This is a genomic window from Stagnihabitans sp. (genome assembly GCF_964946895.1).
On the sequence record NZ_CBBQHX010000007.1, the window covers coordinates 98220 to 123789 of the forward strand.

The 25570-nt window shown below is 61.9% G+C and carries 22 protein-coding genes; 7 read left to right on the forward strand and 15 right to left on the reverse strand.

The annotated features are described in order from the left end of the window. The first annotated feature begins 3 nt into the window (after positions 1–3). The gene (locus AC1Y2B_RS06635) at positions 4–990 is read left to right on the forward strand and encodes a hypothetical protein (protein ID WP_482252277.1); all 987 of its coding nucleotides are present in this window, start codon (positions 4–6) and stop codon (positions 988–990) included. A gap of 3 nt (positions 991–993) precedes the next feature. Here AC1Y2B_RS06635 and modC read toward each other — a convergent pair whose 3' ends face one another. The 7 genes from modC to AC1Y2B_RS06670 form a co-directional block, all read right to left on the reverse strand. After that, on the reverse strand, positions 994–2079 hold the full coding sequence (gene modC, locus AC1Y2B_RS06640) for a molybdenum ABC transporter ATP-binding protein (protein WP_482252278.1): 1086 nt from the start codon (positions 2077–2079) through the stop codon (positions 994–996). Beyond that, the gene (modB, locus tag AC1Y2B_RS06645) at positions 2076–2771 is read right to left on the reverse strand and encodes a molybdate ABC transporter permease subunit (protein WP_482252279.1); all 696 of its coding nucleotides are present in this window, start codon (positions 2769–2771) and stop codon (positions 2076–2078) included. The genes modC and modB overlap by 4 nt, the downstream gene beginning before the upstream one ends. A gap of 207 nt (positions 2772–2978) precedes the next feature. Beyond that, positions 2979–3224, reverse strand: a complete 246-nt coding sequence (locus tag AC1Y2B_RS06650) for a MoaD/ThiS family protein (RefSeq protein WP_482252280.1) — start codon at positions 3222–3224, stop codon at positions 2979–2981. Between the two features lies 1 nt (position 3225). Next, a complete protein-coding gene (locus tag AC1Y2B_RS06655; protein ID WP_482252281.1) occupies positions 3226–5460 on the reverse strand; it encodes a xanthine dehydrogenase family protein molybdopterin-binding subunit in 2235 nt (744 codons plus the stop codon). A gap of 1 nt (position 5461) precedes the next feature. Further along, positions 5462–5938: a (2Fe-2S)-binding protein gene (locus AC1Y2B_RS06660; protein ID WP_482252282.1), complete on the reverse strand. Its 477-nt coding sequence runs from the start codon at positions 5936–5938 to the stop codon at positions 5462–5464. After that, a complete protein-coding gene (locus tag AC1Y2B_RS06665; protein WP_482252283.1) occupies positions 5935–6798 on the reverse strand; it encodes an FAD binding domain-containing protein in 864 nt (287 codons plus the stop codon). The genes AC1Y2B_RS06660 and AC1Y2B_RS06665 overlap by 4 nt, the downstream gene beginning before the upstream one ends. Before the next feature lie 273 nt (positions 6799–7071). Next, positions 7072–7458, reverse strand: a complete 387-nt coding sequence (locus tag AC1Y2B_RS06670; RefSeq protein WP_482252284.1) for a hypothetical protein — start codon at positions 7456–7458, stop codon at positions 7072–7074. Positions 7459–8155: 697 nt separating this feature from the next. On the opposite strand from AC1Y2B_RS06670, the gene AC1Y2B_RS06675 reads away from it, so the two are divergent. Together AC1Y2B_RS06675 and AC1Y2B_RS06680 are read left to right on the forward strand one after the other, a co-directional pair. Continuing rightward, the gene (locus AC1Y2B_RS06675) at positions 8156–9994 is read left to right on the forward strand and encodes an ABC transporter ATP-binding protein (RefSeq protein ID WP_482252285.1); all 1839 of its coding nucleotides are present in this window, start codon (positions 8156–8158) and stop codon (positions 9992–9994) included. After that, positions 9991–11859 carry an ABC transporter ATP-binding protein gene (locus tag AC1Y2B_RS06680; RefSeq protein WP_482252286.1) on the forward strand — a complete coding sequence of 623 codons (1869 nt, stop codon included), beginning with the start codon at positions 9991–9993 and terminating at the stop codon, positions 11857–11859. Before AC1Y2B_RS06675 ends, AC1Y2B_RS06680 begins: the two co-directional genes overlap by 4 nt. On the opposite strand, the gene AC1Y2B_RS06685 is transcribed toward AC1Y2B_RS06680, so the two are convergent. From AC1Y2B_RS06685 to AC1Y2B_RS06705, 5 genes are all read right to left on the reverse strand, one after another. Next, positions 11852–13315: a multicopper oxidase family protein gene (locus AC1Y2B_RS06685; protein ID WP_482252287.1), complete on the reverse strand. Its 1464-nt coding sequence runs from the start codon at positions 13313–13315 to the stop codon at positions 11852–11854. The two genes, AC1Y2B_RS06680 and AC1Y2B_RS06685, sit on opposite strands and share 8 nt — an antisense overlap. Positions 13316–13363: 48 nt before the next feature. Continuing rightward, positions 13364–15034: a thiamine pyrophosphate-dependent enzyme gene (locus AC1Y2B_RS06690; protein WP_482252288.1), complete on the reverse strand. Its 1671-nt coding sequence runs from the start codon at positions 15032–15034 to the stop codon at positions 13364–13366. A gap of 106 nt (positions 15035–15140) precedes the next feature. Continuing rightward, positions 15141–16235 carry a substrate-binding domain-containing protein gene (locus AC1Y2B_RS06695; protein ID WP_482252289.1) on the reverse strand — a complete coding sequence of 365 codons (1095 nt, stop codon included), beginning with the start codon at positions 16233–16235 and terminating at the stop codon, positions 15141–15143. A 24-nt stretch (positions 16236–16259) separates the two neighbouring features. Further along, a complete protein-coding gene (locus AC1Y2B_RS06700) occupies positions 16260–17282 on the reverse strand; it encodes an ABC transporter permease (protein ID WP_482252290.1) in 1023 nt (340 codons plus the stop codon). Between the two features lie 7 nt (positions 17283–17289). Continuing rightward, positions 17290–18783 carry a sugar ABC transporter ATP-binding protein gene (locus AC1Y2B_RS06705; protein WP_482252291.1) on the reverse strand — a complete coding sequence of 498 codons (1494 nt, stop codon included), beginning with the start codon at positions 18781–18783 and terminating at the stop codon, positions 17290–17292. Positions 18784–18919: 136 nt separating this feature from the next. On the opposite strand from AC1Y2B_RS06705, the gene AC1Y2B_RS06710 reads away from it, so the two are divergent. Then, positions 18920–19927, forward strand: coding sequence for a LacI family DNA-binding transcriptional regulator (locus AC1Y2B_RS06710; RefSeq protein ID WP_482252292.1), 1008 nt, complete (start codon positions 18920–18922; stop codon positions 19925–19927). 71 nt (positions 19928–19998) lie between these two features. On the opposite strand, the gene AC1Y2B_RS06715 is transcribed toward AC1Y2B_RS06710, so the two are convergent. Both AC1Y2B_RS06715 and AC1Y2B_RS06720 read right to left on the reverse strand, forming a co-directional pair. Continuing rightward, entirely contained in the window at positions 19999–21030 is a 1032-nt protein-coding gene (locus AC1Y2B_RS06715; protein ID WP_482252293.1) for an L-idonate 5-dehydrogenase, read from the reverse strand. Between the two features lies 1 nt (position 21031). Further along, positions 21032–21967 (reverse strand): 2-hydroxyacid dehydrogenase, encoded by a 936-nt coding sequence (locus AC1Y2B_RS06720; protein ID WP_482252294.1) that lies wholly within the window; start codon positions 21965–21967, stop codon positions 21032–21034. Positions 21968–22059: 92 nt separating this feature from the next. Between AC1Y2B_RS06720 and AC1Y2B_RS06725 the strand changes: the two genes are divergently transcribed. From AC1Y2B_RS06725 to AC1Y2B_RS06735, 3 genes are read left to right on the forward strand one after another with little or no spacing between them, the layout of a single operon-like run. Further along, entirely contained in the window at positions 22060–22815 is a 756-nt protein-coding gene (locus tag AC1Y2B_RS06725) for an SDR family oxidoreductase (RefSeq protein WP_482252295.1), read from the forward strand. After that, entirely contained in the window at positions 22812–23294 is a 483-nt protein-coding gene (locus AC1Y2B_RS06730; protein ID WP_482252296.1) for a gluconokinase, read from the forward strand. The genes AC1Y2B_RS06725 and AC1Y2B_RS06730 overlap by 4 nt, the downstream gene beginning before the upstream one ends. Next, positions 23291–24304: a LacI family DNA-binding transcriptional regulator gene (locus tag AC1Y2B_RS06735; protein WP_482252297.1), complete on the forward strand. Its 1014-nt coding sequence runs from the start codon at positions 23291–23293 to the stop codon at positions 24302–24304. Before AC1Y2B_RS06730 ends, AC1Y2B_RS06735 begins: the two co-directional genes overlap by 4 nt. Here AC1Y2B_RS06735 and AC1Y2B_RS06740 read toward each other — a convergent pair. Continuing rightward, on the reverse strand, positions 24301–25413 hold the full coding sequence (locus tag AC1Y2B_RS06740) for a Gfo/Idh/MocA family protein (protein WP_482252298.1): 1113 nt from the start codon (positions 25411–25413) through the stop codon (positions 24301–24303). The genes AC1Y2B_RS06735 and AC1Y2B_RS06740 overlap by 4 nt on opposite strands. Positions 25414–25570 lie beyond the last annotated feature (157 nt).

The window sequence follows — 25570 nt, forward strand, 5'->3', positions numbered from 1 at the left end:
TCCATGAAAAAGCGCCTGTTCCTGCACATTGGTTCGCACAAGACAGCGACCACATTCCTTCAAAACAGCTTTGCGAACAATTCCGCAGCGCTTTCGGAACTGGGCGTCCTCTATCCACGATCTGGGATGATCTACCAGGCGCATTTCAAGTTGTCCGGCGAATTGCGGGACCGCGCTTTGTTCGATCGTCCATTGGAATTGTTGCCGGAATGGGCAGCGGTCTTGGCGGAAATTGATGCCTCGCCCCTGCCGATGGCACTGATCAGTTCCGAGGAGTTTGGCTGGGGTATGGACCCGGAGCGACTTTCGGCTCTCGCCGGCCGCTATGACGTGCAGGTGATCTTTTATCTGCGCAGTCCCGACAGTTATATGGAAAGTTTCTACAATCAATTCGTCAAGGATTTCATCACCCGGGAGGCGCGCACGATCGAGTCCTATATTGCCGAAGAGCCTCTGGGGTTTCTGGATGCTTCAAAGCTTCTGCGACCTTGGGCTCAGATATTCGGCGAGGATGCGATAAAGTTGCGCATTTTTGACAAGGCGTTTCTGCCAGATGGGATCCTGCCAGACTTCTTGCGCGCTCTTGGCGCGAAGAAACATCCGGTATTTCGCGCTCCGGATCTGTCGGTTCTGCACAAGGTTTCACTGCCGCCTGATGCGTTGGAGTATTTGCGATTGTCAAACCCCTGGCTGGTGCGGCAGGCGGGCCACCATGATTTTGTGCTGCGGTTGGTTCAGATTGCCCAGCAGCAGGCCGAAATGCTGCAAGAGACGCGATCGGGTCTACTGTCCCTGAAGGCGCGGCAGATGTTGCGGACACGCTTCAGGCAAAGTCATGCTGCCGCCGCCAAGACCTTTCTGGGTGCCGAGCGGACGCCGTTTCCTGCAGTCGATGCCCCGTCGCCGCCTGAAGACTTCGATCGCCGCAAGCCCGAGGCGGATGCCCGGGTGATGGGCAGGATTGCAGCCATGCTGCGAAATGCGGGGTGATGGTCAGACGACGCCGATATCGCCCGGAGCTACCGCGACGGATTTCAGCACCGCATAAACCTTGGCCCCAACGGTAAGGTTCAAAGCCAACGCCGATCGGCGTGTGATGCGCGCCAGCAACAGACTGTCGCCGATCCGTATTTGCACGAGGGCACCCGGCCCCTCACCCAACCGGAGGGTGAGGATCGTGCCGGGCAAGATATTCAGGGCGGAAAGTCCCTCGGGGCGGTTGCGGGCCAGAATGACGTCTTGCGCGGCAATGCGGACCCGGACCTTCGCCCCGACAGGGGCGTCGATGCGCGGTAGCCAGATCGGCCCCGCTGTGGTGCGAAGGCAGGTCAGCCCGTCCTCATCCTGCCGTTCAAGGCTGGCGTCGATCACCGATCCGGCATCGCGCAGGCCGACCGCGCTGACCACGCTTGGGTCAGAGAACACTTCCGCAGCGCTTCCGGTGCGTAAGATCCGCCCGGCGTCCAGCAACACAACCGCGTTGGCCAATCGCGCCACTTCAGTGACGGAGTGGCTGACGTACAGGATCGGGATCTTGGTCTGATCGCGCAGATGCTCCAGATAGGGCAGGATTTCGGCCTTGCGCGCCTCGTCAAGCGCGGCAAGCGGTTCGTCCATCAGCAGGATCTGAGGATTGGCCAGAAGTGCGCGGCCAATGGCCACCCGCTGTTTCTCGCCGCCAGACAAGGTGCCGGGGCGGCGGTTCAACAGGGCTGCGATGCCCAGCATCTGCACCACGCCGTCGAAAGATGCAGCATTCTGGTGGGACGAGAACCACCGTCCGAACAAAAGGTTCTGCTGGACGGTCAGATGCGGAAACAGGCGGGCGTCCTGAAAGACATAACCGATGCGGCGGCGATGCGGAGGCAGGTTGATGCGCTGGTCGGTGTCAAGAAGCGTCTCTGATCCGGCCGTAATCTTGCCGTGATCCGGGCGCAGCAGGCCAGCCACCGTGTTGATGATGGTGGATTTCCCGGCACCTGATCGGCCAAACAGGGCGGTGACGCCGGCTTGCACCTGAAAGCTCAAATCAAGGTCAAAGCCGGGAAAATGGTGCAAAAGGCTGACCGAAAGCGTCATAGGCCCGATATCCTGCGGGCAATCGCCTTGCTGACCCATTCCGACAGGATCAGCGCTGACATGGCTACAAGGATCGAGACGAGGACGAGCCTGAAGGCCTGCGGGTCCCCGCCCGGGATTTGCAGGAATGAGTAGATTGCAGAGGGCAAAGTTTGGGTTTGGCCCGGGATGTTCGAAACGAAGGTGATGGTGGCCCCGAACTCTCCCATCGCTTTGGCGAAGGCCAAGACTGCGCCGGCAAGGATTCCGGGCAAGATAAGGGGTAGGGACACGGTCAGGAACACCCATAGCGGTGAGGCACCAAGGGTGCCTGCGGCTTCTTCCAGCTTGGGATCGACCGCCTCAATCGACAGGCGGATGGCGCGGACCATCAGAGGAAAGGCCATGACGGCGGCAGCCAGGACCGCGCCCGTCCATTTGAAGGCAAGAACGATACCGACCATGTCGAGATACTGGCCGACAAACCCTTTGCGGCCAAACGTCAGCAGCAAAAGGTAGCCGGTTACGACTGGCGGCAGGATCAGCGGCAGATGCACCAGCCCGTTCAGGATTTGCTTGCCCCGGAACTGTCGCCGCGCCAAAACTTGCGCCACAAGGATGCCCAACGGCAGACTTAACACGGTCGCCCAAAAAGAGACGCGCAATGACAGAGCCACCGCGCGCCATTCATCAGGTGAAAACCAGTCAGGCATGAAGATCCAAACCCTGGCCGAAGCGTCCGGGTTGAACAACATTCTTCAGGGGCCTGCGCGAAAGCAGCCTGAGGAAAAGATTTTCTGTTCGGCGCTGGATCAAAAGGGTCATCGTGTCCTGCGAAAGCCGATGTGGTTTGCAAGACATATCACGCAGCACCGTGCCATCATGCAAGGGTTATCTCCGTGCACAGATTTCGCGGTAGGCTAGCCGCCCTGCATGAAGGGCATCAGCACGACCTCGCTGTCCGGTTTGATTTCCTGAAACCAGGCCTCGCGGTAGATCACCCCGTCGAGCGACATGGAGACCCCGCGCCGAAGTCGTGGCGCGAGGCCGGGGTAGGTTTCCGACAAACGGTCCAGCAGTTCCTTGAAGGTTTTTGCCTCCACTTCAACGACGGACTGCCCGTCGGTCCAGTGGCGCAAGGTCCCCCAAAGCTTGACCTTGACCATGTCAGCCTTTCATCGCCTTCAGGATGCGTGGCGGGGACATGGGAAGTTCTGTCATCCGCACGCCGGCTGCCCGGCTGACCGCGTTGGAGATGGCAGCAAGGGGGGGGACGATCGGCGTTTCCCCAACGCCACGCACACCATAGGGGTGGCCGGGGTTGGGGATTTCAAGGATCACCGTTTCGATATTGGGCAGGTCCGAGGCCACCGGGATGCGGTAGTCCAGGAAGCCCGGGTTCTGCAGCCGGCCATCCTTGCCGTAGATGTATTCCTCGTTGAGTGCCCAGCCGATGCCCTGCACCGCGCCACCCTGCATCTGACCCTCGACATAGTCCGGGTGAACCGCTTTCCCGGCATCCTGAAAGATCGTGTAGCGCAGGATCTTGGTGAAGCCGGTTTCCGGGTCAACCTCGACATCGACAAGGTGAACGCCAAAGCTGACGCCTGCGCCGTCGACATTGGTTTCATAGTGCCCGGCGATCGGCCCGCCGGTCTGCGGTGAGGTGGCTGCAATCTCTGCCAAGGTCAGGGGTGGGAATTTGCCCGCGTTGGGGCCTGCAGGCACCGCTGCGCCTTCGACCCAATCCACGGCATCTTCCTCTATGCCCCAGAACTGCGCCGCACGCGCCTTCATCTTGCCCACTGCATCCCGCGCGGCCTTGATGGTTGCCAGACCCACGGCGAAGGTCACACGGCTGCCGTCGGTCACATCGTTGTAGCCAAGCGAGTTGGTGTCAGCGACGATGGTCCGGATGTTTTCGTAAGGTATCCCCAACTCCTCTGCGGCCATCAGGCTGATGGACGCGCGGGAGCCGCCGATATCCGGGTTGCCCTCTGTCACGCCCACTGTGCCGTCGGTGTTGACGTTCAAGGACACACAGGTGTTGCCGCCAAAGTTGAACCAGAACCCGCAGGACAGACCGCGGCCTTGGTTCTTGCCCAAGGGCGCCGTGTAATGCGGGTGGGCCTTGGCTGCTTCCAGCGTCGCAATCAGGCCGATCTCGTTGAAGGTCGGGCCATATGAGGACAGGGTCCCCTTCTTTGCCGCGTTCTTCAGCCGCACGGCCAGCGGGTCAAGTCCCAGCTTCTGGCACAGTTCGTCCACCACGCTTTCCACGGCGTAGATCGCTTGCGGGGCGCCGGGTGCGCGATAGGCGGCTTCTTTCGGGCGGTTGGTCAGGACGTTCCAGCCGTAGGTGCGCACCGCTTCAAGTTCATAGGCGGCGAAGGCGGCTTGTGCGCCCATGTCGCAGGTGCCGGTGGGGAAAGCCCCGCCGGAATAGCGCAAGTTTGCCTCGCCAGCGGTGATACGGCCGTCTTTGGTCATGCCGATCCGCACGTCCATCGAGGAGGACACAGTCGGTCCGGTGGCCTTGAACACTTCATCCCGCGTCATCACCAGCTTGACCGGACGACCGGCCTTGCGGCTAAGCGCCAGCGCCACCGGTTCGATGAACACGGTGGTCTTGCCGCCAAACCCGCCACCGATTTCCGAGGCGGTGACGCGCAATTGGCTCGCCTCCATCCCCAGCATCGCGGCGCACAGGGTGCGAACGAAGAAGTGGCCCTGAGTGCAGCACCACAGATCCGCCTTGCCGTCTGCTGTGGCCGATGCAAGGCAGGCATGCGGCTCGATATAGCCTTGATGGGTGGCAGCGGTCTTGAAGGACCGTTCAATCACCAGATCCGCCTTGGCGAAGCCTGCATCCAGGTCGCCATGGCCGAATTCGCAAGCGTTGGTGACATTGTCCGACATACTTGCGGGCAGATGTTCCAAGGCGCGATCGGCCTGTACGACCGGGGCCCCGAGTTTGACGGCGGCGTCAACGTCGGTGACATGCGGCAGCGCCTCATACACCACCTTGATCGCTTTCAGCGCGGCCTTGGCAATCGCCGGAGAGGTAGCTGCAACGGCGGCAACTGCGTGGCCATCATACAGGGCCTTGTCGCGCGCCATGCAGTTTTCCTGCACGTCACGCAGGAAGTTGTCCTCTGCCTTGGCGAAGTCCGCGCCAGTGATGACAGCACGAACGCCGGCAATGGCCTCTGCCGCCGAGGTGTCGATCGATACGATCTTCGCGTGGGCGTGCGGAGAGCGCAAAACAGCCCCCGTCAGCATTCCCGGAGCCGTCATGTCAGCGCCGTACTGGGCGCGGCCAGTGACCTTGTCGACGCCATCGGGGCGGTTCGGACGGGTGCCGACGTAGCGGAATTCGCGCTTTGCTTGGTCCAAGGCCATGTTACGCCCCCCTCATTTCGGCAGCAGCCACCTGAACGGCGGCGATGATCTTGTCATACCCAGTGCAGCGGCAGAGGTTCCCCGCCAGCCAGAAGCGCACTTCTTCATCGGTTGGGCTTGGGTTCTTGGCCAGCAGGGCTTTGGCCGCCACCAGAATTCCAGGCGTACAGACGCCGCACTGGAAGGCAGCGCCGTCGATGAACGCGCGTTGCAGCGGATGCAGCTGGTCACCCTGGGCCATGCCTTCGATGGTGGTGATCTCTGCTCCCTGCGCCTCGGCCCCAAGCACAAGGCAAGAGCAAACCAGACGCCCGTCCAGCGTGATGGAGCAGGCGCCGCAATCGCCGGTGCCGCAACCCTCTTTCGCGCCGGTCAGGCCAAGGCGGTTGCGCAGAACATCCAGCAGGGGTTCATCCGGGTCACAGATGAATTCAACCGGGTCGCCGTTGATTGTGGTGGATACGTGAAGCGATTTCATTTGGACTCTCCGGCGCGCGTGTAGGCGATCTGGGCAGCACGGCGGGCAAGAACGCCTGCCGTGCTGGTACGGAATTCAATGGTACCGCGCTTGTCGTCGATGGGATTGCAGGCAGCCTCACAGGCGCGTGCAAGCGCCTGCAGGGCAGCGTCGTCAAGCTTGGTGCCCGTAATGGCCTTGGCGGCGGCTTCGACCAGCACGACTTTCGGCGCAACCGCGCCCAAAGCGACGCGGGCGGCCGTAACGGTGCCTTCGGCGTCAAGGGTCAGGCTGACGGCTGCAGAGGCGACCGCGATGTCCATTTCCGTCCGGGGAATGAAGCGCAGATAAGCGTCACCCGATCGCGCCGAACGGCCGGGCAGCAGGATCGAGGTGATGATCTCTCCCTTCGCCAAGGTCGTCTTGCCAGGGCCCGCCGGGATATCGAGAACTGCGGCATCGCGTGTGCCGGTTGGCCCTTCGATCCGCACTTGGGCACCTGCCGCCACCAACGCCGGAACCGCATCCCCTGCCGGCGACCCGTTGCACAGGTTGCCCGCCATCGTACAGCGGCCCTGCACCTGAGTCGAACCGATCAGGCCAGCCGCTTCGGTGACGCCGGGCCACAAGGTGACAACACCTGAATGTTCACGCAGTTCCGAATTGGCAACAGCCGCCCCAATCCGGAAACCACCTGCTTCGGCCTTGATGTCGCGGATCCCGGGGATTTTCTTGATGTCGATCACCAGATCGACTTGGAGGTTGCCGGATTTCAACTGCACCAGCAGGTCTGTTCCACCCGCCAGAACCCGGGCAGAGCCCGGCTCTTCGGCAAGGGCTTGTGCAGCCGCCTTTGCGCTTTGCGCTGTCATGTATCGCATGGTTTGGCCTGTCCGTCGTAAAGGAATCATAGCGTCTGCCCGCATTTGCATTTGGACACACGCTCCATCTGGCACACGTTAAGCGCCGGTAGTGCCACGGTTCAAGCGATGCCTTCCGCGGGGCAGGCGGTTTGCCGCCAACGTTTCACCCAAACCATATAGCCCAAGAAACACATCGCTTCGGAACGTTGCTCTTCTTGCGAACCGTCGTCCTTGCCAGCGCCGCCACCCGGATCCCCGCCCATGTCACCGCTGCTGCTGTCTGACGATGCTTTAACGCAGGGCTCTGTCCACGACTTCGCCAGTGCATTCTTCTGGCGGCATGTCGGGGCTCGCCGTCTGATCTTCGGGCGTGCTGCCCGGTGAGGCCGCCTTTGATGCCGTCGCGCGTGCATCGTCGTACAGCGCCGCATCAGAGTTGTTACCCGCAGGCACTTGCGCTGTTCGAGAATCTGGATCGCCCTCATAGCCAATAAAGGGGTCAACCTTAGTGGAGGAATCGTCCTGCGGAACGTCTAACGCCATGGGATCTTCTGCGGGGTCCCAGACCACCTTGGCCTCGGTGTCCTGCCACACCCCGCCAGCGCCCCCTTCGGCGTCGGCACCATCGAAGATCTGTTCGTCATATGTCGCCGCGTCGTCACGCGTCTTAGCCGTCATCTTGGCAACGAAACTGGAGTTGAAAATCGCATCCTCGATATCGGTGTGTGACCGCTCAGACGAGGTGAAGATGCCCTGTTCGTCGTAAGCGACATGTTCGCTGTAGCTGTCGGTATCATTGCCAAAGCTGGTCCAACCCGCCAGACTTCAAAGATCCATCGGGTCGTGGAAGTAGGTTGGCGTGATTTTCGTGGCTGCACGATCAGTTCGGCCGTTATGCGGATGCCGCCGATCTTATACTGTAAAGCCAAAACAAGGCCCAAAGCCAAAACAAGGGCCATCGCCAGTGCAAGAAATTGCGACTTGCAAGACATCTCGATGCGACCTTCTTGATACCAATGGTCTATTCCCCACGATCCCGCTGCGACAAATGAATTGTACGTTTGTACAATATTCTCTTACGCCCAAACGGCCCCGTCGACGTGACTGAAGGATTATCGACGTCAAAGACTGCAGTTTGGCCGACTCTTGCAGTTGAAGACGGGGCTTGGTCCTCTTCGAACTTCGCGAGGTCTGTAAGAACTGTGTCCGGATTGCATCTGCAGCAATGGGCGCCGGCATCAGGACCAGACCGCATATCAGGAAAATTTTACTCGCTTCAGGTGTTATGGGCTGGTTCGTCTCAAAGGAATGGCGTTATCTGCCGGTCAAAGGCCTGCGCCACGAAGCGGGGTCACAGGCATCACGGACCATCTCAGTGACGACCGAACGCCACCACATTCGACGACCGCTGGAGGTCATGGCGATCGCCGACGCGCATACAGTGCGCGGCGGTTTGCGCACGCTGTGGCGTATGACGCGGATTGCCTTGCTGACGCCGTGGCAGGTGCTGTTCGCCGTCACCGCCACGCTGATTTCCGCGGTGATGCAGTTGACCATTCCAAGGCTGCTGGGGCAGGCGATTGACCAGACCCAGCTCTTGGCCTCTGGCGCCGACGCCGCGCGCAGTGCCTTGTGGACGACAGCGCTGCTGGTTCTTCTGGTTTCGGCGGTGCGGGGCGTCTTCACCACCTTTCAGAACTATTTCTCGGAAGCGGTGAACCACCATACCGGGGTTGAACTGCGGTTGCGGTACTACGAACAGGTGCAGCGCCTGAGCTTTGGCTTTCATGACTCGGTCCATTCTGGCGACCTGATCACGCTGGGGCTGCTGGACCTTGACGGAGCACGGCAGTTCTTTTCGACCGGGCTGGTCCGACTGGTTCTGCTGACGGTGCTGATTGGCTTTGGCGGGTCTATGTTGTTGCGGATTGATCCGGTGCTCGGGCTGATGGCATTGAGCTTTGTGCCCGTGGTGGGCTGGTTTTCGTCGGTATCTCAGTTGCGGCTGCGGTTGACCTGGCGGGACCTGCAGGACCGGATGTCGGTTCTGTCGCGCGTAATGGAGGAGAATCTGGCGGGCATCCGCGTGGTGCGGGCCTTCTCTGCCGGGGCGCATGAATTGGCGAAGTTCGATGTGGCGTCAGAATCCGCCCTTGGGTTGGCGCATGAACGGGTCGATATCCGCGTCCGCTCCACCGGCATCATGACGCTTTCGTTTCTGGCGGCGATGGGGCTGGTGTTGTGGGTGGGCGGTGAGAAGGTGATGGCAGGGCACATGTCGGTGGGCACGCTGACCTCGTTCCTGACCTTCATGACCATCCTGCAAATGCCGGTGCGGCAACTGGGGTTGTTGGTGAACTCTTTTGCTCGAACCTCGACCTGCGGCGCACGTGTGTTTGCTTTTCTGGATCTGGACCCTGCCATTGCGAACCGGGCCGAGGCGCAGGATCTTGTGGTGGGCGAGGCCGCGTTGCGCTTTGAGGGCGTCGATTTCGCCTATCCCAATGCGCCACAAGCAAAAGTCTTGTCCAATCTGAGCTTCAGCGCCAAGCGGGGCGAGACCATCGGGATCATCGGGCCGCCGGGGTCAGGGAAGTCCACGCTCGCCCATCTGATCCCGCGCTTTTATGACGTGACAGGCGGCCGGATCACCGTCGATGGCCAAGATATCCGGGGGGTGACGCTGGCGTCGCTGCGTCGCGCCGTTTCTGTGGTGGCGCAGGATGTGTTCCTGTTCACCACCTCGCTGGAGAATAACATCGCCTATGCCGAACCCCTGGCCGAGGATGAGGCAATCGAAGAGGTGTCTTCCGACGCGCAGATCCACAGCCACATCACAGGGCTGAAATCCGGCTACCGTACCGTGGTGGGTGAACGTGGCAGCTCTTTGTCCGGCGGGCAGAGACAGCGGATGGCGATTGCGCGGTCGCTGTTGCCCCGACCCTCGGTTCTGATCTTTGATGACAGCACGGCGGCGGTTGATGCCAATACCGAAGCGCGCATCCGCACGGCCTTGGTCGATGGCGCCGCTGACCGTGTAACGCTGATCATCGCGCACCGGCTGAACTCTTTGCTGCACGCAGACCGGATCCTGTTCCTCGACAAGGGTCAGGTGATCGAGCAGGGAAGCCATGCAGAACTTCTCGCCCTGGGGGGGCGGTACCGCGCGCTTTATGACCTGCAGACCAATGCCTCGGATCGGGAGGGGCTATGACAGACCAATCCGATACCGAAGACTACCAATCTGACCGGGAATCCGCGCCGGGTGCCCCGACATTGCGGGCCGTGGTCGGCAGTCATCGCATTGAAGAAGAGATGTTCGGCAAGGTCTTCGACCCGCAGATCATCCGGCGTATCGGGGCTTTCGTGCGTCCCTTCCGGCGAGAGTTCCTGATCTCGGTCGTGGCGGTGCTGGTCTTCACGCTGACGCAGCTGATGATCCCGATGATCATCCGATTTGCAATCGACCGCGGCGTTCTGGCCGGCTCCTCCAGCGTCTTGCATGCCGCGCTGATCACTTTCGCCGTCGTCATCGGCCTGAACTTCGCCGCCAGCCATGTGCAGGAAACTGTCGTCGGCAAGGCGGCGGAGAATGTCCTGTTCGACATCCGCCGCGCCATGTTTGCGCATCTGCAGGACGTCTCATTGTCGTTCATGGACAAGACGGAAGTCGGCCGCCTGATGTCGCGCCTGCAGGGCGACGTCGGCTCCATGCAAGAGTTTCTGGAAACCTCTGTCCTGTCGGTCGGTGACATCGTCCTGCTGTTCGGCATCATCACGCTGATGCTGTATCTGGACGTCGAACTGGGTCTGATCACCCTTTCGGTCATGCCCGTGCTTTTCGCCGTGCGCATCTTCTGGCTTCCCCTGGCGCGCGAGGCCTTCATAAAGGCGCATGAGACGAACTCGGCCGTGAACGGCGCCTTGGCCGAGGGGATCCACGCCGTCCGCACCGTGCAAGGCATGGGACGCGAGACGCTGAACGCCCGGCTTTACCGCGACAAGGTCATGGCCAACCTGGCCAGCAACCTTTGGGCCTCGAAGATCGCGCAGGTGCTGGTCCCGGTGGTTGATACGATGACCGGGCTTGCGATGGCCCTTGTCGTCGTGCTGGGCGGGGCGAAGCTGCTGGGTCACACGTTGGACGTGGGGGTCATGGTGGCTTTCCTGTTCTTCATCCAGCGGTTTTTTGATCCGATCCGCTCCCTCACCATACAGTATTCCGTGATGCAACGCGCCATGGCGTCCGGTCAGCGGCTGATCGAGGTGCTGGATGTCGACGTTTCGGTCAAGGACAGGCCGGGCGCTGTGGATATGGGCGAAACCGATGGCTCGGTTGAGTTCCGTCATGTCACCTTCGGGTATGACAGTCGGCAGATGGTTTTGAAGGACGTGTCGTTCCGGGTCGAACCGGGGCAGACGGTGGCCCTGGTTGGTCCGACAGGCTCTGGCAAATCCAGCGCCATGTCGCTGATCCATCGGTTCTATGACGTGACCGAGGGGCAGGTCCTTGTGGGCGGCCATGATGTGCGGGACGTGACACAGGCCTCGCTAGGGCACCAGATTGCCATGGTATTGCAAGAGCCGTTCCTGTTCACCGGCACGGTTCTTGAAAATATCCGCTACAACAAGGCCGATGCGACCCGAGAGCAGATCATCGCCGCCGCGACGGTGCTTGGCGCAGACGACTTCATCCGCGCCCTGCCCGGCGGCTATGACTCGATGCTGGGCGAGCGCGGGGGCAGTCTTTCCACGGGGCAGCGCCAGCTTCTGAGCTTTGCGCGGGCGTTGGTGGCGGATGCGAAGATCCTTGTGCTGGATGAAGCAACAGCAAGCATTGACAGCGCCACCGAACAGGTGATCCAGCGTGCCTTGGCGATCCTGCTGAAGGGGCGCACCGGCTTGGTGATCGCCCACCGTCTGGCCACGGTCAGGAATGCCGACAAGATCATGGTACTGCAGGCCGGCCGCCTCGTGGAAAGCGGCACCCATGTCGAGTTGATCAGCAAGGGCGGTCTTTATGCGGGTCTGTATCGCGCCAACTATGCCAGCTTTGACGATGTGGAAGCGCCTAACTGACGACGAACTCGGTCATCATGCCCGAGGCGAGGTGGGGCATGTGGTGGCAATGCAGCATCCACGAGCCGGCTTCGCCAGCATCCAGTGCCACTGTCACGCTGGCCATCGACGGCACAAAGACCGTGTCGCGCAGCGCGCCAGCGAAGCGGCCCGACCCCGTATCGACCACCTGAAAGGAGTGGCCATGCAGGTGCATCGGGTGACCCATCATCGACATGTTCCGAAAGGTCAACTCAAGCCGTGCGCCACTTCTGGCTGGAATAGGCTCATGATTAGCCCAGGTTGCCCCGTTGATTGTCCAAACATAAGGCTGCATGGAGCCCCGCAGCATCAGTACCTGCGTTTTGACAGGGTCCTTGACGGCCAAGGGAGTGGCAGCCCGCAGGCTTGATTCCTGCGACAGATCCGGATCGAAGGCCGGTGACGGTGCCTCGCTGACGGAAGCCAGTTTGGGCACTTTGGCCCCCGGTGTGGCAAGGATCAGTCCGGTGCGTTCCGCGGCTCCCTCGCGCAGGGCGAGGATCGGGAAGGCGCCGCTGCCTTGCAGGTCCAGTTCGATATCCAGCCGTTGACCCATGGCCAATCCGAAGCTGCGGCCTGTCAGGGGCTGGATATCGTGGCCATCGACAGCGATCAGGCGCGCATGATCTATCCCAGTGTCGATCCAGAACACTGTTGCCGCTGCGCCGTTGATAATGCGCAGCCGGATGCGTGCATTCGCTTCAACCTGCACCACCTCGGGGTCAGACAGGGTGCGGTCGTTGGCAAGATAGACGTCAAAGTCGTAGTCGTTCAGATCCATCATGCCGGGCATGGTCATGGCCGGCGTGGCTGTGCCCGACATATCCATCCCCTTCATCGCGCCCGCAGTGGACATGTCCATACCAGACATCCCGCCTTTGGCCTTTCCCCCGGTGATCTCTGCCATCACCTCCTCGGGCGATTTGAACGAGAAATCGTGCAGCAGCATCACGACCTCTTGCCGGTCAGCCTGCACGTCTTCAGCCGTTCGTACGATCAAAGGCGCGGCAAGAAGGGCCAGTTCCTGCAGGGGCACATGCGAATGCATCCAATGCGTGCCGGGCTTGGCGGCGAAATCATAGCTGCGAACCTGCTTGGGCTTCAGCAAGGGCGCAGGCATTCCCGGCACCCCGTCCTGCGCATTCGGTGGTATCTGGCCGTGCCAGTGGATCAGGGTCTCGACGTCCAGCGCATTGGTCAGGTTCACCGCAAAACGCTGACCGGGGTCAAGGATCAAACCGTTGCCGCCCGAAGCGTTGACCAAGCCATAGACGCTCGCCGCCTTGCCGTTGATCTCAAGACTGCGCTTGGTGGCCGTCAGGGCCATCGGAGCGGCATCGGCGACAGCAATGCACGGCAGCGCGACCATTGCGGCGCTTGTCGCGAGGAAATGGCGGCGGTTCAGGGTGCGGGGCGTGTCAATGGGTTGGGTCATGCCGAAGACCTAGGCCGTCCAACCCGTCTGTTCAAGCGTCGCGATGTCTCACCCTTTTGCGGCAAGCGAGGCAGCCCGCAGCGTGCTGATGCGTTGGCGCGGGGCAATCGCCTCGGCCGCGATGGCGAGGCTGAGGACCGCTCCAATGCCTGAATGTGCTGAAGCTACGGCGCGTTCAAAGGCGGGAATGAAATCTTCAGTCTTCTCTACCCGTTCGGCGTGGAAGCCGTAGGCGTTGGCGACGGAGGCGAAGTCGGGGTTGACCATGGTGGTGCCGAAGACGCGGGCTGGATATTGACGTTCCTGATGGGCGCGGATTGTGCCGTAGATGCCGTTGTCGAGGATCAGGATGATCGGTGCCGCACCGTGCTGCATGGCGGTCGCGAGTTCCTGACAATTCATCTGGAAATCGCCGTCGCCCGCAAAGCACAAGGCCATGCGTTCGGGTGCGGCGATCTTGGCAGCAATCGCAGCAGGTACGCCGTAACCCATGGCGCCCGACTGCGGCGCCAGCAGGCGCATCTTGGGGCCGAAGTGAAGATGGCGGCTGGGCCAGGCGGCAAAGTTGCCAGCACCATTTGTCAGGATCACGTCCTCGGGCAGGTTGGCATCCAGATAGGCCATGACCTGTGCCATATCTACAGGTGAGGGTTGCGCCGGGGCGATGAAGGCCTTGTCATATCCTGCACGGGCGGCAGCGCGCCACTCTGCCCATGGTCCGGAAACAGGCTCCAGACAGGCGGAAAACGCGTTCGGCCCGGCCTGGATTGGCAAGGCGGCGATGTAGATCTTGCCGAGCTCATCGGTCGAGGGATGGACGTGGATCAGGGTCTGTGCGGGCAAGGGAACGGAGAGCAGCGTATAGGCACCCGTCGTCATCTCATCCATCCGCAGGTTGAGGGCCAGGATCACGTCGGCAGCCTTGATCAGGTCCGCCACATGCGGCCACATGCCCACACCAGCCTCGCCCGAGAAGACCGGAGAGTGGTTGTCGATGGCATCTTGGCAGCGAAATGCCGTGATAACCGGGATGTTGGAGCCCTCCGCGAAGGCCTGCAGGGCCGTCTTGCCCTGCACGGTCCAGCCGGTTCCACCTGTGATGATCAGCGGGCGTTCAGCGTTTGACAGCAGTGTCAAGGCTTCAGCCAGCGCATCGACATCTGGGGCGGCGGCGGCGATGGCGGGCATGTGCGCAGTCAGGGGGCCGACCTCGGACAATTCGGCCAGCATATCCTCGGGCAGGGAAATCACCACCGGACCGGGGCGGCCCGATATGGCGGTTTTCCACGCTCGGGCGACATGTTCGGGAATGCGGGCGGTGTCGGTGATCTCGACTGCATACTTGGCGATAGAGCCGAAGACGGCGCGGTAATCGACCTCTTGAAAGCTTTCACGTTCACGGTCAGCGCGCGCGATTTGGCCGACTAACAGCAGCATCGGCGTCGAATCCTGCATCGCCGTATGGACGCCGATCATCGCATTCGAGGCGCCGGGGCCACGGGTCACCATGCAGATCCCCGGTTCTCCGGTCAGCTTGCCATAGGCGGCGGCCATGAAGCTGGCACCGCCTTCGTTCCGGCACAGGATGTAGTCGAACTGGCCCGCTGTGTCGTGCATGGCGTCAAGGACGGCGAGATAACTTTCGCCCGGTACGCCAAAGGCCGTCTTTGCGCCCAAGGCCACCAAGGATTGCACCAGTATCTGCCCGCCGTTCCGCATCGCTAGCCTCCAAATTGCGGGGCGATCATGCGGCGGCGTTCTGCCAGTGTCGAGGTACGAAAAGGCCGGGGCAATCGCTTGCCCCGGCCATAATGTCGCGTGAAGCTTACGCTTTGCCCCACAGCTTGGCATAGGCGTCGCGATAGCCATTGCCCGGGTCGAAGGTGTTCTTGTCGCCGCCGTCAAAGGCCACGTTGTCCTTGGTGACGACGTGCAGCGGTGAGGTGTAGCCGGACCACTTTGCGCCATTCAGTGCGCGGTTCAACTCGTCTACCAACTGCCAGCCTTGCAGGTTCAGCGGTTCCGCCACCGTCACAGCCTGATATTGGCCGGAGCGGATGCGCTGGTAGGCCGACTCAGACCCATCGCCCGCTGCAACCGCCTTCGGAGCGCCGTCGCCTGCGATGCCGGCAGCGGCCAAGGCGGGGCCCATGAAGTCAAAGTAGATGTCGTTGATCGCCAAGGCGTGGGTCCACTTGGCGCCGTACTTCTGGAGGAGCGAAGTCGTCAGCGGCCCCATCCGGTTCGAGGTGTCGGCGATTGGCGTATCGACATATTCCAGCACGGTGCCGCCCAGTTCCTCGATCGTCGCCTTGATCTTGTCGGCCTTGGCGATGGCAATGGCATAGGTCGAGTCGGTGAAGATCACGACGCCGGGCTTGCCGTTTGCATCGACGAAAGCCCACTTTGCGGCGGCGGCAGAAACTTCCATCGGGTCGGTGGAGACGTTGGCGAAGACGCCGCTCTTGTCATCCGGGCCGATGACCGGGCCTGCGTGCCACGACACCAGCGGTATCTTTGCGGCTTTGGCCTGATCCAGCGAGGCCTGTTGTTCCACCGCGTCAAAGCCAGTGATCACAATACCATCGGGTTTCAGTGCCAAGGCCTGCCCGAAGATGGCCGCGCGGTTCTGCACGGAACCAGCGCCATCCAGCGCCGTCACGGTCCAGCCGATCTTGCCAGCCGCTTCGGTGATGCCGTTCACGACGCCCAGAATGCCGCCGTTCTTCATGTCGGCCGCCAGAACGACGATCTTCTTGCCCTCAGCCGCCTTCGGGCCATCCGTCGGGCCATCCCAAGTGGTGACTTTGGTGCCGTACTTCTCGACATAGGCCTTGGCGTCCGCAATCGCGTCGGCAAAGACCGGCGATGCGGCGACAAGTGCCAGAAGCGAGACGGTAAAGGTTCTTCTGTTCAGCATGGTGTCCTCCCGTGGATTGCTGAGTTATTTAGACTTCGCGCCTTTCTTGCGTTGCGCGTAGCCGGCGATGCCGATGGCGATCAGCAGGGTAGAGCCGTTGAACATAGGCTCGACCCAGAAGCTGCCGCCGAATTGTTGAATGCCAGAGATGCCGATGGCGAGGATCATCACGCCAACGATGGTGCCCCAGACGTTGACCCGTCCGGGCTTGATGGTGGTGGAGCCGAGGAAGGCGCCGACGAGGGCCGGCAGCAGGAACTCCAGCCCGACCGAGGCTTGGCCGATGCGCAGCTTGGAGGCCAAAAGAACCCCCGCCAAGGCCGTCATGGTGCCGGATGTGATGAAGGCGCCGATGACGAACTTGCGTGTCGGGATACCGTTCAGCTCCGCCGCACGTTGGTTCGCCCCGATCGCATACAGGTAGCGCCCGATGGGCGTGTATTCCAGGATGACCCAAAGTGCGAAGGTGATGACCACGACGTAGTAGGCCGTGATCGGCAGGCCGAAGATGAAGGTGCCCGACAGGGCATAGAACCCGTCCGGCAGTTGCCCCACCATCTGCCGGCCACCGGTGTGCCACAAGGCCAACGCGTACAGGATGGTGCCGGTGCCGAGTGTGGCGATGAAGCTGTCGATCCGGGCGACTTCAACCAGAATGCCGTTCAGGATGCCCGTGATGACGCCCAAAGCCAGCACGATCAGCACGACGACAGGCCACGGAATGCCGAACATGGTCTGCAGGCTGATCGCAAGGATGTGCCACAGCACGATGCCATAGCCCACCGTCAGGTCGATCCGGCCTGCCACCATCGGCACCATCGCGGCCAAAGACAGCAAGGCGATGATCGCCTTGTCCGACAGGATTGCGCGCAGGTTCAGCAGGGTCGGGAAGGTGTCGGGCAACAGGAGCGAGAACAGGATCAGCAGGAAGAACATCAGGATGACAAGGCCGTAGGTCGGCGCCAGCCGCAGGGCCTTGGCGCCTGAAGACAGGCCTTTCAGCTCGTCCTTCGTGGGTTCTACGGCGTGCGATTCAATTCCGGGCATGGCGACCTCAGGCAGCTTCACCGGCCGAAGCGGCCTGGATCAGGGATTCGGTGGAAAGTTCAACGCCGGTCAGCTCCGCCACGGGCAAGCCACGGGAAAAGACGATGGCGCGGTGACAGATGGCGGCGATTTCCTCGAAATCGGTGGAGACGACAAGGACACCCATGCCGGAAGCAAGGGCTTGGTAGAGCAGGTGATAGATCTCGGCCTTGGCGCCCACGTCGACGCCAGCCGTCGGGTCCTCGGTGATCAGCAAACGACGCCCGGTGTCGAGCCATCGTCCGACGACAACCTTCTGCTGATTGCCTCCGGACAGGGCCTCGATGGTTAAGGTCGGGTCATTCGGCGACAGGCCCACGCGTTTGCCGATGGCATGTGCCATCTGGTCCTCCCGCTTTGCGGGCAAGAAGGACAGCAGCTTGCGACCGGCGGCCGAGGGGTTGATGAAGGCATTCTCACGGATCGTCAGGCCCGGAGCCACGCTTTCGCCAACACGGTCCTTTGCGACCAACCCGATGCCAGACTGCATGGCGGACTGCGCATTGGTCAGATCCGGCGCCTTTCCGTCCAGAGTGATGGTCCCGGCATGGGGAATCACTCCGAACAGTGCACGGCCGATGTCCTCGTGCCCCGCGCCACGCAAGCCTGCCAATCCAAGCAGTTCGCCGCGTTTGATGTCAAAGCTGACCGGCCCGACGGCAGGCGTGGCCAATCCCTGCACCCGAAGGATCGCGGGGCCGTCCTGCACCGGCGGGCGGTTGATCTCGCGCGCCTTGCGACCGACGATCAGGGACACCAGTTCCTCGGGCGTCGTGTGTTCGATGGGCCTCATGCCGACCATCTGCCCATCGCGCAGGACGGCCACTCGGTCAGCGATGCGGAAGATTTCATCCAGACGGTGCGAGACATAGATCATCCCCACGCCTTGCGTTTTCAGCGGTCTCAGGGCCGAAAACAGGCGCTCTACCTCATCTGCCGGAAGGCTGGCGGTGGGTTCGTCCAGCACCAAATAGTCGCATTCGGCAGCCAAAGCGCGGGCGATTGCAACCAGCGATTTCTGGGTCCGCGACAGGCTTTGCACGCGGGCGGTGGCTGGGAAATCGGCCTCGACCAGTTTCAGGGCTTTGTCGGCCATCGCCTCGGTCGCGGGCCAGTCGATACGGCGACCCTTCTTGGCATAGCCTAGGGACAGGGCGATATTCTCAGCCACCGACATCCACTCGATAAGGCCAAGGTCTTGGTGGATGAAGGCGACCTTCTGGCCGCCGGAACGCCCGGCCTCATGGGCATAGGGCACGCCGTCGATGAAGACCCCGCCCTGGTCAGGCCGGTGAATGCCGCCCAGCACTTTGATGAGGGTCGATTTGCCCGCACCATTCTCCCCAAGCAGCGCCACGATCTCGCCACGCGCCACCTTCAGCGAGACGCTCTTCAGCGCCTGCGTGCCGCCAAAGCTCTTGACCACGCGGTCGAAGAACAGGCCGTCGGTGGACGGTTGCATCGAAGGTCTCCTCCCCAGGAAACGATTTCCGGCTGCTTATGGTGCGGTTTACCGGTAACGTAGCCAAGGTGGCCCCGACTCGACCGGGTTGTCAAGAAGAAAAGTTATCGATAACAATTCTGTCGCAGGGGGCAGGATGGAACGCAAGGGCAAGGCCAATCTGGAGGACATTGCCAAGGTCACCGGCGTGTCGAAGATGACCGTCAGCCGGGTGCTGCGCGGCGGTCAGGGCTTTTCGGATGAGACACGGGACAGGGTCATCGCGGCAGCGGATCGGATGGGATATGTGCCCAACCGGCTGGCGGCGGCCTTCAACTCGGTTCAGGCGAGCACTTTGGTCGGGATTTGCGTGCCCCGCCTGACGTCTGGCCTGTTTGGCCATGTGCTGGACGGCGTTGACCGCGCGCTCACTCGGCTGGGTTATCAGGTAATGATCGGATGCAACAATCACCAACCGCAAGAGGAAGAGGCATGGCTGCGGCAAGTGGTGTCGTGGCGGCCGGCGGGGGTGATCCTGTCCGGCCGCAGCCATACGTCGGGCGCGGTGGAACTGCTGCAGAATGCGGGCATGCCGGTGGTAGAGATCTGGGACCTGACGACCTCTCCGATCGACATGTCAGTGGGCTTTTCGCATTATGATTGCGGGGTGGAGATCGGGCAGTTTCTCGTGCGAAAAGGCAGACGCAGAGCCGGATATGTCGGGGCCTCGTCACGGGCCGATGTCATGGGACAGGCGCGGATGGAGGGATTTTCGGCTGCACTGGCCAGGGCCGGGTTTACTTTGGTGGACCGGGAGGTGCTGCTGGACAGTCCGGGCTTCTACGCGGGCTACTACGGGCTGGAAACACTGCTGACGCGCCGTCCGGACCTGGACGTGGTCTATTTCCACAATGACGAGATGGCGATCGGCGGTTTGGCCTATTGCCAGAGCCGCAGCATACGGGTGCCGGAGGATTTGGGCATCGTCGGCTGGGGCGGAATGGAGGCGGCCTCGGTTCTGCCAAAGCGGCTCACGACGACCGTGGTGCCGACGACCCTGATCGGCAAATTGGCGGCCGAGGCCCTGGTCGCACGGCTCAAGGGCGAACCGGTGCAGGACGTGACGGTGATTGCAACGCGGTTGGTGCCCGGCGAGACGGGATAGGCCCCTTGGCCAGCCGCCGGGGGACTTCGCGTCCCCCGGACACCCTGTGGGATATTTATGAACACATGAAATCAGGAAAAGGCGATTTGCGCTTTCATGGCCTGACTGCGGTCGGACGCGAGTTTGAAGGCGTCCTCGGCGGCAGAGAGGGGGATGGTGTGGGTGATCAGGGGTTTGACGTCGATCAGGCACTGTTGCATCAGCCTGACGCCCACCGCGAATTCGGGGTGGAAGCGGAAGGACCCGCGGAGTTCCAGTTCTTTGGCCGTGATGGCCTGGACGGGCACGGTCATGTCGCCACCGAGGCCGAGTTGCAGGATCACCCCGCGCGGACGGAGCGCCGCGATGCCGGCGGCGAGGGCCGGCGCTGCACCGGAGCATTCGTAAAGGACATCGAAATGGCCTTTGTCGGCGCTGTAATGCGCCAAGGCATCCGGCTGTTTCGCCGTATTGATCACGCGGTCGGCGCCAACCTTGGCGGCGAGCGACAGGGTGAAATCGGACAAATCAACAGCGACGATTTCGGCGGCCCCAGCTCGGCGCGCGGCGAGGATGGACAGCACGCCGATCGGGCCGCAACCGGTGATGAGGACCTTCTTGCCCAGCATTCCGCCAGCGCGGGTGGTGGCGTGCAGGGTGACGGCAAGGGGTTCGCCCATGGCGGCCTCACCTGCAGAAAGTCCGGTGGCGTCGACACACTGGCTGGCATCTGCCACAAGGTATTCCCGGAAGGCGCCCTGGATGTGCGGGAAGGGCATGGCTGAGCCGTAAAACCGCATGTTCAGGCACTGATTTGGCAGGCCCTCCAGGCAATAACGGCAGGCGCGACAGGGGCGGCTGGGGGAGACGGCGACGAGTTGGCCTTGGGTGAAGCCGGTGACCCCGGCGCCGATGGCATCGACATATGCCGAGACCTCGTGGCCGAGGATCATCGGCTCCTTGAGCCGCACGGTGCCGAAGCCGCCGTGGTTGTAATAGTGCAGGTCCGATCCGCAAACACCTCCGGTGGCGAGACGCAGGCCAAGTTGGCCGGGACCGGGGGTTTCCGGGGCGTGGTCTTCGATGCGAAGGTCGTGTGCGGCGTGGATGACGATGCTTTTCATGTCAGATCACCGGGGTCAGCAGGGGTTTTCCTGCGAAATGAGCCGTCAGGTTGTCCCGCATCAACTGTCCCATCGCCTTGCGCGTCTCGACTGTGCCGGAAGCATGGTGAGGTTGCAGCAGGACATTGGACAAGGCGAGGAAGCGGGGGTTCAGATGGGGCTCGCCCTCGAAGACATCCAGAGCTGCGCCGCCGAGACGGCCCGCTTCCAAGGCCTCCAGCAAGGCGGTTTCGTCAATATTGGACGCACGGGAGATGTTGACCAGCAAACCTTGAGGGCCAAGTGCGGCAAGGACCTTTGCGCTTACAATGTGGCGCGTTTCGGCATTGGCAAGCGCGGTGACAATCAGCACATCCGACCGCGCGGCCAGCGCCTCGGGATCGGCAATGTAGGTGTAGGGCACGTCCTTGGCGCTACGGGCGGAATAGGCAATGTCCATCCCGAAGCCCTCCAGCCGCTTGGCAACTTCGACACCAATACGGCCCAAGCCAAGGATCCCGGCCTTCAAGCCCGTTACGCGCCGCTGAAGCGGGAAGTTGCCCTTCGTCCAGTCGGTCCGTGCGAAGGCCTCGGCCTTGACGATGCCGCGGGCGAGGGCAATGACCATCCCCACTGCCAGATCGGCACAGTCGTCCGTCAAGACATCGGGCGTGTTGGTGACCCGGATGCCACGCGCCTTGCAGGCCGGTAGGTCAACCGAGTCATAGCCGACGCCATAGATGCTGATCACTTCCAGTTTCGGGCATGCCGCGATGATGGCGGCCGATGCCCCGACACCGCCATTTGTGGCGATGGCGCGTATCCCTGGCCCGACAGCTGCCAAAAAGGCCGCTTTATCCGAAGCGCTGAAGTAGGGCTGCATCATGAAAGCGGCCTCAAGCGGGGTCTGATCCCACTCCGGATAAGACCCCAGTTGCAGCACGTGCGGTTTTGTCATCTCATTCCCTCGGTCAGGCCGCTTGACAGGCGTTGTTATCGATAACATAAACCGAGGACACATCGGCTGTCGAGAGCCAATAGGAGGGTGCAATGAGCATCAAGCTGTTCGATCTTACCGGAAAGCGTGCGCTGGTGACCGGGTCATCGCAAGGCATCGGCTTTGCTCTGGCCAAGGGGCTGGCGGCGGCGGGGGCCGGTGTCGTTCTGAACGGCAGAGATCGCAGCAAGTTGGCAGACGCCGCAGCGCTGATTGCCGGCGCCCACACTTTGGCCTTTGATGCGACCAAACATGACGAGGTTCGCGCTGCGGTTGACGCGTTTGAAGCCCAAGTCGGTCCGATCGATATTCTGATCAACAATGCCGGGATGCAGCACCGCTCCCCCTTGGAGGACTTTCCGCCCGAAGCGTTCGAGCGCTTGCTGCAGACCAATATCGCCAGCGTGTTCCATGTTGGTCAAGCGGTGGCGCGGCACATGATCGGCCGCAAGCAGGGCAAGATCATCAATATCGCTTCGGTCCAGACTGCCTTGGCGCGGCCTTCGATTGCCCCCTATACGGCAACCAAGGGCGCGGTCGGGAACCTGACCAAGGGCATGGCGACAGACTGGGCGAAGTATGGGCTGAACTGCAACGCCATAGCACCTGGCTATTTTGACACGCCTTTGAACGCGGCTCTGGTCGCGGATCCGACGTTTTCGGCGTGGTTGGAAAAGCGGACGCCCGCGGGACGCTGGGGCAATGTCGAGGAGTTGGTGGGCGCTGCGATCTTTCTGTCGTCGGATGCTGCGACCTTCGTCAATGGGCATATCTTGTACGTCGATGGCGGGATTACCGCGTCGCTATGACGCTGCGGGTGGTCATCATGGGCGTCTCGGGCTGCGGGAAATCCTCGGTAGGCGAGGGGCTGTCTGCGCGCTTGGGCGTTCCCTACCGGGACGGTGATGATCTGCACCCGCCCCAGAATGTCACCAAGATGCGCGCGGGCATTCCCCTGACGGATGCGGATCGCAGGCCTTGGCTTGACAGCGTTGCAGGGGTTCTGGCCGACGAGGCGCCGGTCATCGTCGGCTGTTCAGCCTTGAAGCGGATCTACCGCGACCGGATCCGTGCTGCCGGAGCGGTAACGTTTGTCCACCTGGTGGGCAGTCGCGATCTGATCGCGGCCCGCATGGCACAGCGCCAAGGTCACTACATGCCGTTGGCCCTGCTTGACAGCCAATTCGCTGCCCTGGAACCGCCGGGGCCGGATGAAGCGATGGCCATTTCAATCGACCAGACACTGGATCAGATCTTGGATGAGATCCTGCAGAAAGTGGTTCTATGACGGCCAGAAAGCCTCCGACGATGGCTGATGTGGCACGGGTGGCGGGGGTTTCGCCGATGACGGTCAGCCGGGCGTTCAAAAGCGATGCCTCAGTCAGTGCGGCACGTCGTGAGGCGATCTTGGCCGTGGCGGAGGAGTTGGGCTACGTCTTCGACTCCACCGCCTCCAATTTGCGGTCGCAGAAAAGCGATTTTGTGGCGGTGACGGTACCGTCGATCAACAATGCAAACTTCGCCGACACCGTGCGCGGGTTGACGGACGGTCTCAAGGACCGCGGCTTGCAGATCCTGCTTGGCTCCACCGACTACGACATGGCCGAGGAAGAACGGCTTGTGGAACAGTTCCTTCGACGCAGGCCCGAGGCGATTGTGATCACCGGGGGCAAGCATAGTGACCGATGCCGGCGGCTGTTGTCGGCAGCAGGTGTGCCCGTGGTGGAGACGTGGGATCTGCCTGAAGCGCCGATTGGTCATGTCGTAGGCTTTTCCAACGCGGCGGCAGTTCGGGGCATGGTGGATCATTTTGTCGCCAAAGGCCTGACGCGGATTGCCTTTCTGGGTGGTGACGTGGGGCAGGATACCCGGGGCGCAGATCGAAGGCTTGGGTTCATCACCGCCATGCAGGCAAATGGTTTGCCGGCAGATCGCCTGATCGCAGCGGGTCCGCCGCCAATTTCGATGCGTGAGGGCGCGGATGCCATGGCGCGGCTTCTGGCCACCCTGCCTGATACCGAAGCGGTGATCTGCGTTTCTGACCTGTCCGCCTTCGGGGCTTTGAGCGAATGCCAACGGCGCGGTGTTGCGGTACCGGGGCAGATCAGCTTGGCGGGGTTTGGGGATTATGAGATTGGAAGCGTCTCTGTTCCGGCCCTGTCGACAATCAATCCCTTCCCGCGCCAGATCGGCAGCCGGACGGCCCAACTGATTCTGGATGTGCTGGACGGCCGCCAAACAACGCCCGCCCGGATTGAAATCCTCCCCGACCTGCTGATCCGGGACAGCAGTGTCTAGACCTGCAGCCAACGACCTTCGGTCGAGGAACGTTGGATCGCCTCGACCAGCGACTGAATCCGCAGGCCTTTGCGGAAGTTGAAGGGTTCGGGCGCTCCGGCGATGGCGTTGACGTAACCTGCGACCTCAATGGCTTTCAGGTCGTTGAAACCGATCTGATGGCCAGCGGCGACGCAGAACAGACCATAGGGTGTATGGTCTGGGCCAGCCTCGATCCGGCGGAAGCCTTGCCGGCCCTTGGCGTCTGCGGTCGAGAAATAGTGCAATTCGTTGAAGTGTTCCTGACTGAACGACAGCGCGCCCTTCGAGCCATAAATCTCAAAATCATGCTGCATCTTGCGCCCGGTCGAAATCCAGTTGCCTTCAATCGACCCGGATGCCCCGTTCTCAAACCGCAGGAAGGCGCGGCCCAAGTCATCAACCTCCACCGCTTTGCGGCCGCCCTTGCCGTCGGGCCGTTCGGCAATAACGGTGACACAATCGCCCATGACACAGGTGATCGGGCCGACCAGAAACTCTGCCGTGGCCAAGGCATGAGAACCGATGTCTGCCAGCGCGCCACCGCCTGCCGGATCGTGGCGGAAGGTGAAGGGGCCGTTTTCGTCAACCATATAGTCTTCGGTGTGCAGCCCACGGTACCCGCGAATCTCGCCCAGTTCTCCGGCGGCGATCATCTCACGCGCCAGGCTGAACATTGGGTTGCACAGGTAGTTGAAGCCGACTTGCGTTTTCACGGCGGCGGCCTCGGCGGCCAGCGCCATTTCCAAGGCGTCACTGGCCAGGGGGGCCAACGGCTTTTCGCAATAGACGTGCTTGCCCGCTGCAATCGCCTCCAGCGACATCACCTTGTGAAGCGCATTCGGTGCCGTGATCGAGACCACGTCAATCGACGTATCCGCGATGATGTCGCGCCAGTCCGTCGTATGGCCTGCAAAGCCGAAGGCCCGGGCGGCGCGCGCGGCGCTTTCTTCGGTCACATCGGCCACCGTGACCAATTCCAGATCATAGGGCAGGTCGAACACCCGTGGGGCGCTGGCGAAGCCAAAGGCGTGGGCCTTGCCCATGAAGCCGGTGCCGATCAGGCCGATGCGAAGTTTTGGTTTGGTCATGATAGCCCCCTTTTCATGCCGCATTGGGAACAGGCGAAGGGACCCTTCTGTCAAGCAGTCCCGCGCCCGCCATGAGGGTTATTCGTCATCTGTCCGGTCTATCTGGCAATGCCGCCCGGGGCGGTCTAGGGTTGGCTGGCAGGAAGAAGAGGTTGTG

What these genes read in the sequence shown, in the direction of transcription:
- AC1Y2B_RS06635 (WP_482252277.1), top strand. Translation starts at nt 4, where the DNA reads ATGAAAAAGCGCCTGTTCCTGCACATTGGTTCGCACAAGACAGCGACC.
- modC (WP_482252278.1), bottom strand. Translation starts at nt 2,079, where the DNA reads ATGACGCTTTCGGTCAGCCTTTTGCACCATTTTCCCGGCTTTGACCTT.
- modB (WP_482252279.1), bottom strand. Translation starts at nt 2,771, where the DNA reads ATGCCTGACTGGTTTTCACCTGATGAATGGCGCGCGGTGGCTCTGTCA.
- AC1Y2B_RS06650 (WP_482252280.1), bottom strand. Translation starts at nt 3,224, where the DNA reads ATGGTCAAGGTCAAGCTTTGGGGGACCTTGCGCCACTGGACCGACGGG.
- AC1Y2B_RS06655 (WP_482252281.1), bottom strand. Translation starts at nt 5,460, where the DNA reads ATGGCCTTGGACCAAGCAAAGCGCGAATTCCGCTACGTCGGCACCCGT.
- AC1Y2B_RS06660 (WP_482252282.1), bottom strand. Translation starts at nt 5,938, where the DNA reads ATGAAATCGCTTCACGTATCCACCACAATCAACGGCGACCCGGTTGAA.
- AC1Y2B_RS06665 (WP_482252283.1), bottom strand. Translation starts at nt 6,798, where the DNA reads ATGCGATACATGACAGCGCAAAGCGCAAAGGCGGCTGCACAAGCCCTT.
- AC1Y2B_RS06670 (WP_482252284.1), bottom strand. Translation starts at nt 7,458, where the DNA reads ATGACGGCTAAGACGCGTGACGACGCGGCGACATATGACGAACAGATC.
- AC1Y2B_RS06680 (WP_482252286.1), top strand. Translation starts at nt 9,991, where the DNA reads ATGACAGACCAATCCGATACCGAAGACTACCAATCTGACCGGGAATCC.
- AC1Y2B_RS06685 (WP_482252287.1), bottom strand. Translation starts at nt 13,315, where the DNA reads ATGACCCAACCCATTGACACGCCCCGCACCCTGAACCGCCGCCATTTC.
- AC1Y2B_RS06690 (WP_482252288.1), bottom strand. Translation starts at nt 15,034, where the DNA reads ATGCGGAACGGCGGGCAGATACTGGTGCAATCCTTGGTGGCCTTGGGC.
- AC1Y2B_RS06695 (WP_482252289.1), bottom strand. Translation starts at nt 16,235, where the DNA reads ATGCTGAACAGAAGAACCTTTACCGTCTCGCTTCTGGCACTTGTCGCC.
- AC1Y2B_RS06700 (WP_482252290.1), bottom strand. Translation starts at nt 17,282, where the DNA reads ATGCCCGGAATTGAATCGCACGCCGTAGAACCCACGAAGGACGAGCTG.
- AC1Y2B_RS06705 (WP_482252291.1), bottom strand. Translation starts at nt 18,783, where the DNA reads ATGCAACCGTCCACCGACGGCCTGTTCTTCGACCGCGTGGTCAAGAGC.
- AC1Y2B_RS06710 (WP_482252292.1), top strand. Translation starts at nt 18,920, where the DNA reads ATGGAACGCAAGGGCAAGGCCAATCTGGAGGACATTGCCAAGGTCACC.
- AC1Y2B_RS06715 (WP_482252293.1), bottom strand. Translation starts at nt 21,030, where the DNA reads ATGAAAAGCATCGTCATCCACGCCGCACACGACCTTCGCATCGAAGAC.
- AC1Y2B_RS06720 (WP_482252294.1), bottom strand. Translation starts at nt 21,967, where the DNA reads ATGACAAAACCGCACGTGCTGCAACTGGGGTCTTATCCGGAGTGGGAT.
- AC1Y2B_RS06725 (WP_482252295.1), top strand. Translation starts at nt 22,060, where the DNA reads ATGAGCATCAAGCTGTTCGATCTTACCGGAAAGCGTGCGCTGGTGACC.
- AC1Y2B_RS06730 (WP_482252296.1), top strand. Translation starts at nt 22,812, where the DNA reads ATGACGCTGCGGGTGGTCATCATGGGCGTCTCGGGCTGCGGGAAATCC.
- AC1Y2B_RS06735 (WP_482252297.1), top strand. Translation starts at nt 23,291, where the DNA reads ATGACGGCCAGAAAGCCTCCGACGATGGCTGATGTGGCACGGGTGGCG.
- AC1Y2B_RS06740 (WP_482252298.1), bottom strand. Translation starts at nt 25,413, where the DNA reads ATGACCAAACCAAAACTTCGCATCGGCCTGATCGGCACCGGCTTCATG.